This window comes from Bacillus sp. FSL R5-0422, assembly GCF_038610765.1.
Classification (GTDB): Bacteria; Bacillota; Bacilli; order Bacillales; family Bacillaceae; genus Bacillus; species Bacillus pumilus_O.
Window position 1 is genome coordinate 2,270,470 of record NZ_CP152014.1, and the last position, 15,362, is coordinate 2,285,831.

Genomic DNA, 15,362 nt, shown 5'->3' on the forward strand with positions numbered 1-15,362 from the left:
TACAGACACAGACAATCCCCCCTTCACATACATTTGAGGATATAGGCAGTGGCCTAAACATGGTGGAGGTGAAAATCGTGGCAGGAGTATTTACAGCGATGGGATTGATGGTCAAAGAATTGGTGTTCTTAGTGTCCTATGTCAAAAACAATGCCTTTCCACAGCCCCTTTCGGGAGATGATGAAAAAAAATACTTAGCCCTTATGGCACAGGGCGATGAACACGCGAGAAATATGCTGATTGAACATAACCTTCGGCTCGTCGCCCATATTGTCAAGAAATTTGAAAATACCGGGGAAGACGCAGAAGACCTCATCTCCATCGGGACGATCGGACTCATTAAAGCCATCGAAAGCTATTCCTCTGGAAAAGGAACAAAGCTGGCAACGTATGCTGCGCGGTGTATTGAAAATGAAATCCTGATGCATTTACGCGCGCTCAAAAAGACAAAAAAAGATGTCTCCTTGCATGACCCCATTGGTCAGGATAAAGAAGGCAACGAAATTTCATTAATTGATGTCTTAAAATCCGAAAATGAAGATGTGATTGATACGATTCAGCTCAACATGGAGCTTGAAAAAGTAAAGGAGTATATCGACATTCTCGACGGCCGGGAAAAAGAAGTGATCGTCGGCCGGTTCGGTCTTGATTTAAAGAAAGAAAAAACGCAGCGGGAAATAGCCAAGGAGCTCGGGATATCGCGGAGCTATGTGTCACGTATTGAGAAGCGAGCGCTGATGAAGATGTTTCATGAGTTTTACCGGGCGGAGAAGGAGAAACGGAAGCGAGAGAAGGGGAAGTGAACTTTTTCCTAATACTAATAAAAACAGACCTTGTTGGGTCTGTTTTTATTTCGGCACTAAGATACTGTTTCTCTGCATTCCTTTTCATAATAGCTGCCCTTTATTCATACCGCCTATAAATCCAATTTAAATGATTGCGATATCCTTCTTGTTAATGAAAAATAAATGGTTATTATCATGATCTTTTTTAGGATAATGGTCAATTAAATATTCTCTCAAGGTATTTAATTCATCCATTTCAATCATTTTTGACTCTATTGCATTTTCCCACATTACAATTAATGTTTCATCGTCTATTACTTCTAGCACTTGAGGAACAAATTTTTTATTCTCTCTTCTATACGCTTGATACGCTGTGTAAGAAACTGCATCTAATACTGAATACCAGCCATATTGTTTTTGTTCATCTTTTTGTTTATTAGCGAACTCGGCTACATCCATATAATCTTCACTATCTATGTAGTTACATAAATCATCTGCACTTAACTCTTTGCCAGAAAGCCATTTCCAGCAATCTTCTAAAGCTTTTTCTCCTACGTGGTAACCATCATCTTCTTTATCTATGAATACATACATTTTTTCGGCTATTGCTAAGCCTAGTGCAACTTTGGCTTCTTCACTAAGGTCATTTATAAAATCCATTCTATAGCCTCTTTTCTATTTTTTTATTTGCCGAAACAAAAAAATTAACAGTTGATTTAAAATAAATGCTCATTAAGAGTATTTATTTTTCACCCACAAGCAGAACTTACAATCTTTTTTAAAGGAGTTGCTTTAGTTGGAATGTATTTTACCAAAAAACACAACGCACTTAGATGACTGGATCGAAGCATTCTAACATCAAACATAACAAACCCATCCGAACTTGATCTATTAGACATCGCCTACCGCTCCAATTTAAAAGTCGAATTCTTAAACATTAGCAGCCGCTACTATGCTGGAACTATTATCATTGATAATCGCCTCAGTCCTCAAGAACAGTGGCAAGATTTTGGTCATGAACTTTGTCATGCGCTAAGACATGAAGAAAATCAATTAATCATGCCCCACTGTTTAGAGAGCTACAGGAAATGCAGGCGAAGCGTTTTGCATATAAGTTTTGTAATCCGACATTTATGCTTAGAAAAATAAAAGCTATTCAACCGTATAATAATTTCATAAATGAAATAGCATCTCTTTTCAATGTTACATATGAATTCGCTATCGAACGTTTCGTGACTTTAAAACCATGCCATATGTCATAATTATTTTGTCTAATTTTGTCGAAAATCAACAATTAAAAATTTTTTCCTTTATAATATTGTCTGTGTTTCTAAATTATGTATATAGGATGATGTATCAATCCCATTCCAACAGATTCAATAAATAACCACAACTAAAAAGAATAAAAGGAGAAAAAATCTTGAAAAGAAAATTAACTTTATTTGTAGTTCTTTTGTTAACAGTAGCTTTATCAGCTTGTAACGCACAAAGCTCTAACACCAAAGAAGAAGAAAAAGGAAAACAAGATACCAACGCTTCAAGTGAATCGTCTTCAAAACAGGAAAGTAAGAAAAAAGCCGATGGAACAAGATCAGCACCTATTCCTCTAAAAGAACCATTATTGTTTGAAGATTATATAATGACACAGAATAAAGAATATACAGCTACATTAGAGATGATTGTAAAAGAAGTTATTCGAGGCGATAAAGCATTTGATATCTTATATAAAACGAATAGCAGTAATTCTAAGCCTAATAAAGGGTATGAATATGCACTTGTAAAAGTTAACGTGAAGATGACAGATTCTGAAACAGATGATGAGCCTATACTATTCAGCCCAATTCTTAACTTTGACTTTTTTAGTAGTGATGGTTCTCCTTATTCTCAGGAACTTGGTATTGTTGTGACCAAAAAATTTGAAGGGGAAGTATATAAAGGTGGTTCACTTGAAGGTTATATAGTGAATCAAGTAAAAAAAGACGATGATTTTTTAATAGCTTATAAAAGCATGTCTACTTCAGGCAAACTATTCTTTAAAACAAAATAGTTGAAGGCCCTTTTCGGGCTTTTCTTTTTCCAAACAAAACAGAACGTATGTTTTCCAATAAAACTACATATATAAAAGCACCCCCCTCTTGACATTAATAATGAAATCCTGATGCATTTACGCGCGCTCAAAAAGACAAAAAAGGATGTCTCCTTGCATGACCCCATTGGTCAGGATAAAGAAGGCAATGAAATTTCATTAATTGATGTCTTAAAATCCGAAAATGAAGATGTGATTGATACGATTCAGCTCAACATGGAGCTTGAAAAAGTAAAGGAGTATATTGACATTCTCAACGGTCGGGAAAAAGAAGTGATCGTCGGCCGGTTCGGACTTGATTTAAAGAAAGAAAAAACTCAGCGGGAAATAACCAAGGAGCTCGGGATATCGCGGACTTATGTATCACATATTGAGAAGCGTGCGCTGATGAAGATGTTTCATGAGTTTTACCGGGCGGAGAAGGAGAAACGGAAGCGGGAGAAGGGGAAGTGAAAATAATTCCTTCCAACTACTAATAAAAAACAGACCTTGTTGGGTCTGTTTTTTTGAACATCACAATAGAGCTGACATACACAAAAAACTATGTCATGTTTTATCCTCATTTATTTCACTATGTTATTTTCTTTTAAGAAACGCTTAAAATGCTTATGACCTTCCTCCTCAATTAAATCATCTTCAATCAGATAATCTCCAATCAATAGCCCGAGATCATCCCACTCCTCATATTCCTTCAAAAGTGTTAACCCATAACTTTTATGATCAAAAAACAATAACCATCTTCCGGTCTCTAAACTCTTAAAAAACACGCCTTCATAATCAAAACCATGTTCATAATACCCTACATGTAAATGCATAGTATCGTCTATTCTATGTAATTTTTCTTCTGTACTCAACTTCATCTTGCGCTCCTAACTTTTCATATCCTTCTGAAAATCAATATCCCTCAACTCAACCCATTCAACAAGGTCAGGAACTGTTTTTGTCGTCAAAAAATGGTGAACGATTTGATACGCTTTATAACGATCGACATAGCTGCAAGACGGCACATACAATGGGGCTCCTGCGACGAAATGCTCGATGGTTTCAATCCTTTCTCCCTTTTTAAAAGGGACCAAAAAATTTGGATACCTCATGATGAAGAACCCGTAAGGTTCCGTATAAAAGAAAACTAGACTTTCACTTTCCCAATCTTCCTCTATCTCAATGGAAGATTCCCCATTACCTTGTGTCCAATACTCTTCACCCTCCTGAAAGAAAATCTTTTTCATGAATTCTTCTCCCGGATTTTCTACTGGAGCTCCTGTGGGGCCGTAATATAAAAACATCAATATCGCTCCTTCATGCCTATATCACCTTCAAATTGATAAAAAGCTTGTGGTTCTTCGTTTAATTTTAGCAAGTGATATAGCTTAGGGTTTAGCTTTTGAAAGTTCCTTTACTTTGCAAACAAACCCTGTCTCTTCTTTCACCTCGCGGATCACGGCTTGATGCAGGTTTTCGCCTTTTTCTACAGCACCACCTGGAAGTTCCCAATATCCCTTTACGTTTTTAACCATTAAAATATTTTCTGCTTCATCATTCATAATCGCTGATACTACGTTTACTGATTTCAAACAAATCCCCCTCAATATTCTCTTTTCTCTTCAATTGTCGAATATATAGCACGAACAGTTCATTTCAATACATTCATTATACGGTATCCTTGATACAAGATACTGGATAAGGAAGCAAAACAGCATTCGTGAGCAGATTGGAGGCTACAGCATGTGGATTATCATCATTTTACTGATTGTCCTCATTGGGTTTACTGGGAATATCGTTTCTCTTTTGAGACAAATCAAAGCATCAAATGAAAAAATTATCCAACTATTAGAACATCAAAAACCGAAAAAATAAAAACCTCACGCTACTAGCAGGAGGTTTTTTCCACAGGAAAAATCTTACCGTTTTTCATCAAACAACATATATCTGATTCGACGAATATAATGCAGCGCAATATGAGCGAGACATAAAATAAGCCCGATCATCGCAAGAATATAGATGGGCAGCATCAAACCCGGTGCGTAGTTCACGATAAAACCTAAACAAAACGCTGTCAGCATATAGAGGCTGATCAACCTCATCAATACCATCCGAAGCCCTCCCTTTATACACTCACTTTAACATATTTTCCCTTCCCTTTCATAATTGGCTTTAAAAAAGAAGCGAATCCATTAAGACTCGCTTCTTTTTACGTATTCAATTTACCTTTTTCGCCCGCGCTTCCTTCCACTGCTCAAGCTCTGAAACTGTTAATAATTGATATCCTTGTTTGGTTAATTCCTTGATAATCGTGACAGCTGCGTTTGCTGAGGTGTCATAGATGTCGTGCATTAAGACGGTTTCTCCGCTAGACGCATGTGTGAGAATGTAGTTGGCAACGTACTCGCTGTTTCGATATTTCCAGTCTTCAGGATCTACGTCCCAAAGCGTGACTTTCATGTTAACAGCCGCGTTGATTTGCCCGTTTGTTCCTCCATATGGCGGTCTAAAGTGAGTTGGGGTGAACCCGCCCGCTTTTTCAATGATTTGCTGGGTTTCTTCCACTTGTTTGACGGCTTGTTTTAATGGCAGTCTTGTGAGTAAAGGATGGCTATAGGAATGATTTCCGATTTCATTCCCACCCTTTCTGATTTCACCTAGCATATCAGGGTAATATTGTACCCTGTTTCCTAATACAAAAAATGTCGCATGTCCTTTGTTTTCTTTTAAGGCTTTTAAAATTTTTGAGGTCGTGGATGGATTTGGTCCATCGTCAAATGTCAGGGCAATGGCTTTTTGATTTGGGTTGAATGTTGCCTGTTTTGGCAGTTTGACAAGCTTTCTTTGTGAGATTGGTTCTTTTTTCTCATTTTTGTTCTTTTCTTTATGAATGTATTCAGGCTTTAACATTCCTTTAAGCAGTGTTTTTTTAATCGCCAGCACTTGAGGACCTTGTTCGCTTGGTGCGATTTGTCCTGCTGGGAAGTAGAATTCAATAAAACGATCTTTGATGGCAAAATACTGATAATGCTCTGCAGCAGGAGACGTTCCTTGCTTGAGCAAATGCTCATTTTCAGCAAGAGAGCGATCTTTTTTTAATTCATCAAATGTCATATGTGACAGTTTTTGTAGATCTTCTTTCTTTGATAAAAACAAATCATCTATTGATAAAAAATGCTGTTTCTTGAAATCAAAATTGAATAACTTCGTTTGATGTGCGCCTTTTACTCCGCCTTTCAATTCATATGTATTGAATTTGATCGCAGCAGTCTGTTTGGCATAATGAGTAATCTCATAATCTATGTTTAATTCATATCGATGATCTTCATCGACATCGCTTGCTTGGCTAAATGATGTTTTGAATCTGTCTAGCGCTGTTTCTGCAAATCTTTTCATCTCTTGATCTAGCTTTTCTTGATGAAACACCGGATAGTTGACAGCATATCTCATGTATCTCCCGTCATTCACGAGGGTGACTATTTCCACTTCTTTATAGCTCGCATCTTGTTCTACTTTCTTCCTCTCTGTCCCGCTTGCCTGCTGATTATGATAAAACGCAGTAATTCCGATGATGATTGCAAGTACGCATAGGACGAGACTAATCTTCCATTTCTTTGACACAATAATTCCCCTCTCGTGATGGCGTGATGGCGTCATGCCTTAATGACGTGTATTTGTAGGATAGACTTTGCGCGAACCGCATTTAGTTTTGAAAAAACATAATCGTCACATTTTAGACACATTTTGAAAGAGGAATAGAAAAAAGGGCTTGATTTCTCAGCCCTCTCATTATTTTTGCATATATAGTTGAAATAATCTCGTTTCTTCATCAATCGAACTCGCTCGATCAAAAGCCGCTCTGACCGTCTTTGTATTGTTCATGCGCTCATAAAGCATGGTCAATACAAAGATAAATGCTGCATTTCCATCAATGTAATCATCCGGCGCTACATAGGACATGGCACCTGCTTCTAAAAAGGCATCTGCTAGTTTTTTCTCACCTAGTGTGCAGCCTGTAGAAATGACGTGAACTCCTTTTAATGAAGCATACTGCCTGATGTCATCCGCTCCAAAAGCAGCGCTTCTAGGCTCCCCATCTTCGTATACATCTTCCCCTAATTCCGGCATGAGAAATGCTCCTTCTTCCCCATGAAATGATAGAAGAATATAATCGATTTCTCCTCTATTTTTTCCAGATAACACATTGATCAGGTCATTTGGTCTTCCGATCCATCGCATATCGACTTTCACGCCGAAGTTTTCAAGTGCTGCACGCAGCGCAAAAGATTCCAGCTCACTATTTGGTCCTGCTGCTAACATGATGCGCATGGCCTGTTGATTCACTTTTATCTCCTCCAGACTATGATAAAAATAAAACCATTTTTTCCTCATCTGCATATGTATGATCTGGCCATTTTAGTGCTTTTTCTTCAAGCGCGTATGACTCAAATCCAACAGAGCGGTATAAGCATTTCGCTGAGTGATTGGTTGTCACGACTGATAAATACATTTGCTCGATGTCCTGTTGATCTCTCGCAAAGGAAAGAACTTCCGTTATCAAGGCCTTGCCTACACCTTTCCCGCGGGCACCCGCTGTAACATACATCGCTACTACATTCGCTCGGTGCTTTAATTTCTGTAAGTTTTCTTGGATGAGCGTGACCATGCCCACAAGCTTCCCTTGATCAAAAGCGCCAAAAGTCCACATAGATTGTACAGAAGCAAAACGGGCTGCGTATTTTTCTATTGTACCGATCTGCTCTTCTTCATAACTCATCGCAAAGCCCTCTGGATGTAATCGTAGTGCTTCTAGTCTCAACGCGGCATATTCTTCAGCATCATCTGGTGTTAACAATCGAATATTCAGAACATCGCCTCCAATAGAAGATTGATACTTCCAATTTTATCTTGAAAGGAGCTTTTGATCAAAATGTTTCTCCTGAAAATAAAAAGGCATCCCATAACAGGATGCCCCCCTTCATTACCACTTGCAGCGTTTCACTGGACGGCAGCAAGGGTTATTGATATCACTGCCACAATCGTATTCTTTCACAATATACTCGTTATGAGTCGACTCCGTGACAGGATAGTAGTTTTCAATTCGTTTGATGTTTTTATTGACGTTTGTGATATGCGTTGGATGAATTTTTCTGATAGTCTGTTCATTCGTTCTTGTGTTGACAATTTGACGTGTGGGGAAAACAACCGTTTCATCTCTTCCTTGGTTTCCTCTGCGAGGTCCAAAGAAAAAATCATCTAATCGGCTCATCTCAAGCACCCCTTCAATTTGTCTTTCACTTACACTGTATCGTATGTAAGAGACGTCATTTGTGATTAGATGCTTGTCTATTTTTAAAAAAATCCACTCTTTATCTCGTTTTCTCTTTCTTTACAAAAGGGCAACTTTAACATATTATACAAATGATATATTATGGTAGCAGAAATAGGACGCCATAACCCTCCCACTCATCATCAAACACGAGGTGAACGATATGATCAATACGACACAACCAATCGAACGAAACAAGCTAGACATTGCACTTGAATTGACTCAATTACATTTGAATCGATATGAAACGAATCATCCTGATCAGCTGAGTGAGGTTTATGCGAAATATTATGCACTGCTTGAAGTGCTGGACCTGTCTTCTTATGATCAATTGATTGATTTATTGCCGGATGAGCTAAAACAGATGCTTGAGTAAAAGACCCTCTATCCTTATGGGATAGAGGGTTTCAGATTGTTGACAAAGGGCTAAAATGATCTTTATTTTAGCCCTTTGTCTTCTTTTCAGCGTGATAGAAAATCTTTGCAGCCCTAGGAAGGACGAGTACTGGAGCGGAGCGAATTTGTCATTCGTGAGCACCAGCACGCAGGACTGACACCGAATGCGAGGGTTTGTCTACACGCTGAACCCTCTATCCACATGGGATAGAAGGTTTTCTTTATACTCGTGCTGCCATATCGGTTTCGATTTGTTCTAAGCTTCTTCCTTTTGTTTCAACTAGCACAAAGCGGGTGAATAATAGTCCGATTAAGCAGATGACACCAAACGAGGAGAAAATGACCCCGAAGCTGAATTTGTCTGCCAGGATAGGGAACACGAGTCCAACAGCTAACGATCCCGTCCAGTTAAAGGCAGATGAAATACCTGCGCCGATACCTCTGACAGAAAGCGGAAAAATTTCGCCGATGATGATCCACGTGATCGGTGCCCATGAGAAGGCGTAGCACAAGATAAAGCAGCAAAGTGAAATTAAGGTCACCCAGTTTAAAATACCTTCACTAACGCCAAGTGCACCTAATGCAGCTGGTGCAAAGAAAGAAAGGGCCATGCCCGTTCCCCCTACGGTGAGAATCGTTCGACGGTCGAATCGGTCGACAAATTGTAAAAAGATCACGGTGGTGACGACAAAAATGACACCGACAATCACTGTAAAACCTGCGGCAACTTGAGGTGCAAGCCCTACATTTCGAGCAATACTTGTTGCATAGTACACAATGGAGTTCGCCCCTTGAATTTGCTGAAGGGTCGCCATCCCAACCCCTATGAAAAGAGCCATTCTGAATTTCTTTTGGAACAATTCGCGAATACCAGAGCGTTCTTCTTTTGCGACTTCTAAAATTTCCTGCATCTCTGCTTCAATTTCCTCATTAGAAGAGCGCAGTGATCCTAATACTTCCCGTGCTTTATGCGCCATTCCGTGTTTAATTAAATATCTCGGAGATTCAGGAAGCTTCAGCATTCCAATATAAAGCACGATAGCAAATAAAGCAGCGCTACCGAGCATCCAGCGCCAGCTGTCTGGAATAGGTTCAAACACAAATGCAACGATATAGCTTAGCAATAATCCGCTCACGATCATGAGCTGATTGAGCCCAGACAATTTCCCGCGAATTTTAGCAGGAGCAATTTCAGACATGTATGCCGGCACCAAAGATGAAGCTGTACCAACGGCTGTTCCTAAAAAGATACGTGCAATGGTTAATGAAATCTCTTCTGGTGCAATAGCTGATCCGATCGCTCCGACAAAAAAGATAACGGATGAGACCAAAATAAGCTTTCTCCGGCCAAATTTATCCCCTAACAGACCGCTTAAAATGGAGCCGATAATCGCCCCGCCCATTAATGAAGAGACGACAATTCCAAGCCATAATGGGCTGAGCTGAAATTCTTGCTGAATATGTCCTTCTGCCCCTGCAATAATTCCAATATCATATCCGAATAAGATGCCTGCAAAGGACCCGAAAAAGAAGATAAATTTGCTTGACACTTTTTTCTCCAAGTGGATGACCCCCTCACTTAATTAACCGCTTTCATTTCATCCCGTACTTCTACTGCATGCAGTAGAAGACCTTTCACCCTTCTATAAAACGACGTACTCTGCACTCACAAGCTTTGCAAAATGAACAATTTGATCAACCGATAAATTGAGGGATACGACTGTATGATGCCCCCCGCCTTGCTTAATCCATGCTTTGACGCCGTCCTGAAAATTCGGCTTGATTTTCCAGAGCACACGTGCCACCGGTAAATGAGGTGCTGCTTCCTCCGGCTCAAAGGCTTCAACTTCTTGTATAAGCCATTTGAAATGAGTCCCAAAATCAGCAATAGAAACGACAACACCTTCCCCAGCTTTTCCATCAAACACAAGGCGAGCTGGATCTTCCCTGTTTCCGATTCCAAGCGGAGATACGACAATGACAGGTTTCGTATGGGCAAGCGCCGGATCTACTTCTAACATATGAGATTGCAGCACTGCTTCCTGTCCAGACGTCATTTCATACGTATAGTCCTCCATAAAACCAGTGGATTGATGATGGCTCATCACCTTTAATAATCGGTCCAGCGCAGCCGTTTTCCAATCGCCTTCCCCGGCAAAGCCATATCCCTTTGCCATCAGCCGCTGTACCGCAAGTCCTGGCAGTTGCTTCATTCCATGTAAATCTTCAAAGTTCGTCGTAAAAGCATTGTAGCCGCCTTCATCTAAAAAGCGTTGGATGGCAATCTCATACCGTGCTTGCTCCTTGACACTTTTTTCCCAATCTTCAACTGAATACGTTCCATACTCTACATCATACTGCAATAAATACTCCGCAAATAATGCATCTACCTCTGCTTCTTCTACTGCATTCACATATTCAACGAGATCGCCTATCCCAAAGTAATCAACAGTCCACCCTAACTGAATCTGGGCTTCGATTTTATCACCTTCTGTGACAGCCACATGGCGCATGTTGTCACCAAACCTTGCCACTTTAATCTGAAAGCTTTCATGATAGGCGGCTGCCACATCCATCCAATCAGCGATTTGCTGCTGCACCTCCGGCTTAGACCAGTGCCCTGCAACAATTTGATTTTGTTTATTTAATCGTGCATTGATATAGCCATATTCTCTGTCTCCATGTGCCGATTGATGAAGATTCATATAGTCCATGTCGATCGTGTCCCACGGAATTTTTTCATAATACTGTGTGACAAGATGTAAAAGAGGCTTCTGCAAAAGATTGGTCCCGCGTATCCACATTTTTGCCGGTGAAAATGTATGCATCCACGTCATGACGCCGACAACCTCATCGCGATAATTGACCTCTTTCATCAGCTTTGTGATTTGATCTGCGCTGACAGCTAACTCCTGCAAGATCACTGGATAAGGAAGTAAACCGCTCTCATTTAAGGCATCCGTCATTTTTTGTGCATCTGCTTTTACTTTCTGTAGTGCTTCATCTCCGTATAAATGCTGTGATCCGACAATAAACCAGCATTCTTTATGTTGACTTGTTAACATAGGTATCCCTCTTTTCTTTATGTTGAAGGTTTTTGTCCGTAATACGCATGTTCGCCATGTTTTCTTAAGTAATGTTTATCTAAAATTCGCTGCGGAAGAGGCTCCGCGTATTCATTTAATTGCTTTGCGAATAAATTCATTTTGGCGACTTCTTCTAAAATCACACTGTTTGTGACCGCACTTTTTGCATCTTTCCCCCACGTAAATGGACCGTGGCCTTGAAGCAATACACCTGGCACTGCCATCACATCTAGGTTTCTTTTCTCAAACGTTTCGATGATCAGCCGGCCCGTTTCTACCTCATAACCGCGATTGACTTCTTCTTCTGTCAGAAATCGAGCACATGGAACAGCACCGTAAAATGTATCAGCATGTGTTGTACCCATTGCCTGTAAATCGAGACCTGCCTGCGCCCAAACGGTTGCCCACATGGAATGGCTATGTGAAATACCGCCAATTTCCTCAAAGTGTTTGTAAAGGACAGCGTGTGTTGCTGTATCTGATGAAGGGCTGTATTCCCCTTCCACTACTTCACCGTCAAAGTCGACTACAACCATATCTTTCGCTGATAATTGGTCATACGCTATACCGCTAGGCTTAATAACAAATAGACCGCTGTCACGATCACACGCACTGACATTGCCCCAAGTGAATTTCACAAGTCCGTATTTCGGTAAATCTAAATTGGCTTCGAATACTTCTTCTTTTAAGCGTTCTAGCATACAGTTGTCACTCCTTTCTTTGGCATCAGATGTGCTACTGCCGCCTCTTCAATCGGAAGGCCGTCTTGATAGCGCTTTAAAAATTCACTAAAGCCTTTGACATCAAGCGGATCGGGTTCTATCAGTTCTTCTGATGTATGAGCAAACACTTGATGCGTGAGAAATTCAGCCAATGTCTGTTTTTGATGATGGGCCATATAGGAAGCGAGGACAGCCATTCCAAACGCACCGCCTTCTCCCGCAGTGGAAACGACTGATACAGGTGTATCAAGCGCTGCCGCCACCATTTTTTGACCAACGAGCGGTGTTTTAAATAAGCCTCCATGTGCTAACAAACGATCTATTACAACATGTTCTTGTTCTTTTAACCGATCCATCCCTATTTTCATTGCGCCAAAAGCAGAAAAAAGATGGGTACGCATGAAGTTAGCCAGATTAAAGCGGCTTTCAGCTGATCTGACAAAAAGAGGTCTTCCTTCTGGCAGTCTTGTAATATTTTCACCAGAATAATAGCCATAGCTTAAGAGTCCTCCGCCATCTCGATCTGCTTCTAACGCCTGCTGCAATAAGGCTGCATATACCTTTTCTGACGACACTTGCACACCTAGTGCGTCGAATGCCTCTCTGAAGATATTCATCCAAGCATTTAAGTCACTTGTACAGTTGTTCGCATGAACCATTGCGACTGGTAGTCCGTCCGGCGTTGTGACCATATCCACTTCTGGATACACACCCTTTAGCTCCTGTTCTAGCACAATCATGGCAAAAACAGACGTCCCAACTGATATGTTCCCTGTCCGTTTTTCCACACTATTTGTTGCCACCATTCCCGTTCCCGCGTCACCTTCTGGGGGGCAAAATGGAATCCCTGGCTGCAAATGTTTGCCCTGATCTAAAATGGCTGCTCCTGCTGCTGTTAACACGCCAGCCTCCTCGCCTGCTAAATAAACACGCGGCAGAAGGTGACGGAGCTTCCACGGATAGCCCTTTTCTTCGATCAAGTCTTCAAATTGATGGAGCATTTCTTCATTGTAATCCTTCGTTTGTTCATCAATTGGGAACATACCTGACGCATCCCCGATACCAATGGCCTGCTTTCCTGTTAACAGCCAGTGAATGTATCCTGATAGGGTGGTCATATATTCTAAACGGGAAAGATGTTTTTCCTCTTCTAATATGGCTTGATACAAATGGGCAATGCTCCATCTTTCTGGAATATGAAATTGGAAAACATCCGTCAGTTTTTGACTCGCCTCAATGGTTGTGGCATTCCGCCATGTGCGAAACGGAACGAGGACCTCCCCTGTATGATCACATGCCACATAGCCATGCATCATCGCTGATACCCCAATGGAGCCAATGGTTTGAATGGTTACGTCATACCTTTGCTCAACTTGCTCTTTCATCTCTCGGTATGCTACTTGAAGACCTGTAATGATATCAATTAAGTTGTACGTCCAAATTCCTTTCTGGAGAGAACTTTCCCACTCAAATGCACCTTGGGCAATTGGCTGAAACGCTTCATCTATTAAGATCGCTTTAATTCGTGTTGAACCAAATTCAATCCCTAAAGATGTCCGTCCTTCTTTTAAAGCTTTGGTCGTCTCTTCATGATTCATTCTACGTTCACCTCCATGATTGATAGCGGTTTCAATTTTAATTTTCTAGATTCATTGATTCTCTGTGCACATTCACAATATAATATTTGTACGTACATATGTCAATAATAAATATAGTTGTACATACATAATGCGACAAAAACCTGCACTTTTCTAAAGCTGGGATGTCAGAATGGGAAGGCGCCTGTTTTTGATTCGACAACCATGTTAAAATATGTCCATACAATTTCTTCTCAATCCGAGTAGATGATCAACTGTGAAAGAAGTGAAACGATGAAAAAGAAGTACCAGATCATTATCGATGATATAAAAAGCAAAATACTTACAGGAGATTACCGGATCGGGGAACGTATTCCAACTGAATCAAGCCTGCAAGAGATGTATGAAGTGAGTAGGCATACGGTACGAAAGGCCATCTTAGAATTGTCGAGCGAAGGTTTTTTGCGAAGTGAAAAAGGTTCAGGCACATTTGTGACCAATCAATATCAAACAAAGCCTGCGGGACATGCGCATATGAGAACAATTGGGGTGATCACGACATACATATCCGATTACATATTCCCTTCCATCATTCGAGGCATTGAAAGCCGATTAAACGAAGAGAACTATTCGTTGTTACTGGCGAGTACAAATAATGATGTAGAACAGGAGAAAAAAGCGCTCGAAATGATGCTGTCCTTTGGTGTGGACGGACTCATTGTCGAGCCGACGAAAAGCAATTTATATAACCCAAACATCTCGTACTACTTATCTTTTAAAGAACAGGATGTACCGCTCATTATGATTAATGCCTATTATGAGCAGTTAGAGGTTCCTTTTCTCTGTTTGGATGATGTGAAGTCCAGCTATTTAGCCACAAAAGAGCTGATCACCTCAGGACATCAGCAAATTGGGCTCATTTCAAAAACAGATGATTTACAAGGAAAGTACCGAATGAAAGGCTATATTCAAGCGCTCGGTGAAGCGAAGCTTAATTTTCTGCCTGAGCATGTCCTCTTTTTCGATACAGAATCGAAGCAGCATTTGGGGGATGATATTAAAACTTTCTTATTAAAGCATCAGCATGAGCTGACTGCCCTTGTTTGCTATAACGATGAGGTCGGATTAGAGGTTGCCAATGTATGTAGTGACATCGGACTCTCCATTCCAGAGGACCTCTCCATTATTGGACAGGACAATTCGTATATTGCCCAGAAAAATGCCAATGTGAAGCTAACAACTTTGACCCACCCTCAGGAGCAAATGGGCAGGGATGCAGCAGACTGGATGATAAAAAAAGTGCAAGGGAAAAAGAATCTCCCTCATCAAACCTTTTATGAACCTGAATTGGTTCCAGGTGAAACGATCAAACAAATGAATGCAAGAAAAAAATGAGCCC

At 40.5% G+C, this 15,362-nt stretch carries 18 protein-coding genes and 1 pseudogene; 6 read left to right on the forward strand and 13 right to left on the reverse strand.

Features of this window, described 5'->3' with window-relative positions:
• Positions 1-74 precede the first annotated feature (74 nt).
• A complete protein-coding gene (gene sigK / locus MKX52_RS11620; protein WP_034738387.1) occupies positions 75-803 on the forward strand; it encodes an RNA polymerase sporulation sigma factor SigK in 729 nt (242 codons plus the stop codon).
• 126 nt (positions 804-929) lie between these two features.
• On the opposite strand, the gene MKX52_RS11625 is transcribed toward sigK, so the two are convergent.
• Complete coding sequence (locus MKX52_RS11625; protein WP_012010655.1) at positions 930-1,445, reverse strand: Imm6 family immunity protein; 516 nt, start codon at positions 1,443-1,445, stop codon at positions 930-932.
• Positions 1,446-2,205: 760 nt separating this feature from the next.
• On the opposite strand from MKX52_RS11625, the gene MKX52_RS11630 reads away from it, so the two are divergent.
• Together MKX52_RS11630 and MKX52_RS11635 are read left to right on the forward strand one after the other, a co-directional pair.
• Positions 2,206-2,832, forward strand: coding sequence for a DUF4352 domain-containing protein (locus MKX52_RS11630; protein WP_144458682.1), 627 nt, complete (start codon positions 2,206-2,208; stop codon positions 2,830-2,832).
• Between the two features lie 99 nt (positions 2,833-2,931).
• A pseudogene (locus MKX52_RS11635) lies at positions 2,932-3,324 on the forward strand (sigma factor-like helix-turn-helix DNA-binding protein); the annotation flags it as partial.
• 110 nt (positions 3,325-3,434) lie between these two features.
• Here MKX52_RS11635 and MKX52_RS11640 read toward each other — a convergent pair.
• The 3 genes from MKX52_RS11640 to MKX52_RS11650 form a co-directional block, all read right to left on the reverse strand.
• Positions 3,435-3,731 carry a DUF3986 family protein gene (locus MKX52_RS11640; RefSeq protein WP_254113683.1) on the reverse strand — a complete coding sequence of 99 codons (297 nt, stop codon included), beginning with the start codon at positions 3,729-3,731 and terminating at the stop codon, positions 3,435-3,437.
• A 9-nt stretch (positions 3,732-3,740) separates the two neighbouring features.
• On the reverse strand, positions 3,741-4,157 hold the full coding sequence (locus tag MKX52_RS11645) for a hypothetical protein (RefSeq protein ID WP_342491890.1): 417 nt from the start codon (positions 4,155-4,157) through the stop codon (positions 3,741-3,743).
• An 84-nt stretch (positions 4,158-4,241) separates the two neighbouring features.
• The gene (locus MKX52_RS11650) at positions 4,242-4,445 is read right to left on the reverse strand and encodes an NUDIX domain-containing protein (protein ID WP_342490730.1); all 204 of its coding nucleotides are present in this window, start codon (positions 4,443-4,445) and stop codon (positions 4,242-4,244) included.
• A gap of 151 nt (positions 4,446-4,596) precedes the next feature.
• On the opposite strand from MKX52_RS11650, the gene MKX52_RS11655 reads away from it, so the two are divergent.
• Positions 4,597-4,728 carry a hypothetical protein gene (locus MKX52_RS11655; protein WP_260851454.1) on the forward strand — a complete coding sequence of 44 codons (132 nt, stop codon included), beginning with the start codon at positions 4,597-4,599 and terminating at the stop codon, positions 4,726-4,728.
• Positions 4,729-4,772: 44 nt separating this feature from the next.
• Here MKX52_RS11655 and MKX52_RS11660 read toward each other — a convergent pair whose 3' ends face one another.
• The 5 genes from MKX52_RS11660 to MKX52_RS11680 all read right to left on the reverse strand — a co-directional run bounded on the left by MKX52_RS11660 (position 4,773) and on the right by MKX52_RS11680 (position 8,122).
• A complete protein-coding gene (locus MKX52_RS11660; protein ID WP_217015089.1) occupies positions 4,773-4,964 on the reverse strand; it encodes a hypothetical protein in 192 nt (63 codons plus the stop codon).
• 106 nt (positions 4,965-5,070) lie between these two features.
• Positions 5,071-6,474: a polysaccharide deacetylase family protein gene (locus MKX52_RS11665; RefSeq protein WP_217015087.1), complete on the reverse strand. Its 1,404-nt coding sequence runs from the start codon at positions 6,472-6,474 to the stop codon at positions 5,071-5,073.
• Between the two features lie 168 nt (positions 6,475-6,642).
• Complete coding sequence (locus tag MKX52_RS11670; RefSeq protein ID WP_342490731.1) at positions 6,643-7,197, reverse strand: delta-aminolevulinic acid dehydratase; 555 nt, start codon at positions 7,195-7,197, stop codon at positions 6,643-6,645.
• 16 nt (positions 7,198-7,213) lie between these two features.
• The gene (locus tag MKX52_RS11675; protein WP_217015085.1) at positions 7,214-7,708 is read right to left on the reverse strand and encodes a GNAT family N-acetyltransferase; all 495 of its coding nucleotides are present in this window, start codon (positions 7,706-7,708) and stop codon (positions 7,214-7,216) included.
• A gap of 126 nt (positions 7,709-7,834) precedes the next feature.
• Positions 7,835-8,122, reverse strand: coding sequence for a spore coat protein (locus MKX52_RS11680; RefSeq protein WP_088000454.1), 288 nt, complete (start codon positions 8,120-8,122; stop codon positions 7,835-7,837).
• A gap of 223 nt (positions 8,123-8,345) precedes the next feature.
• Between MKX52_RS11680 and MKX52_RS11685 the strand changes: the two genes are divergently transcribed.
• A complete protein-coding gene (locus MKX52_RS11685) occupies positions 8,346-8,558 on the forward strand; it encodes a hypothetical protein (RefSeq protein WP_342490732.1) in 213 nt (70 codons plus the stop codon).
• A gap of 241 nt (positions 8,559-8,799) precedes the next feature.
• Here MKX52_RS11685 and MKX52_RS11690 read toward each other — a convergent pair whose 3' ends face one another.
• From MKX52_RS11690 to MKX52_RS11705, 4 genes are all read right to left on the reverse strand, one after another.
• On the reverse strand, positions 8,800-10,140 hold the full coding sequence (locus tag MKX52_RS11690) for a sugar porter family MFS transporter (protein ID WP_151019949.1): 1,341 nt from the start codon (positions 10,138-10,140) through the stop codon (positions 8,800-8,802).
• A gap of 81 nt (positions 10,141-10,221) precedes the next feature.
• Positions 10,222-11,643 (reverse strand): L-arabinose isomerase, encoded by a 1,422-nt coding sequence (gene araA / locus MKX52_RS11695; RefSeq protein ID WP_217015084.1) that lies wholly within the window; start codon positions 11,641-11,643, stop codon positions 10,222-10,224.
• Between the two features lie 17 nt (positions 11,644-11,660).
• Positions 11,661-12,365, reverse strand: coding sequence for an L-ribulose-5-phosphate 4-epimerase (locus MKX52_RS11700; protein WP_342490733.1), 705 nt, complete (start codon positions 12,363-12,365; stop codon positions 11,661-11,663).
• The gene (locus MKX52_RS11705) at positions 12,359-13,984 is read right to left on the reverse strand and encodes an FGGY-family carbohydrate kinase (protein ID WP_144504859.1); all 1,626 of its coding nucleotides are present in this window, start codon (positions 13,982-13,984) and stop codon (positions 12,359-12,361) included. Before MKX52_RS11705 ends, MKX52_RS11700 begins: the two co-directional genes overlap by 7 nt.
• A gap of 273 nt (positions 13,985-14,257) precedes the next feature.
• Between MKX52_RS11705 and MKX52_RS11710 the strand changes: the two genes are divergently transcribed.
• On the forward strand, positions 14,258-15,358 hold the full coding sequence (locus MKX52_RS11710) for a GntR family transcriptional regulator (protein WP_342490734.1): 1,101 nt from the start codon (positions 14,258-14,260) through the stop codon (positions 15,356-15,358).
• Positions 15,359-15,362: the final 4 nt, after the last annotated feature.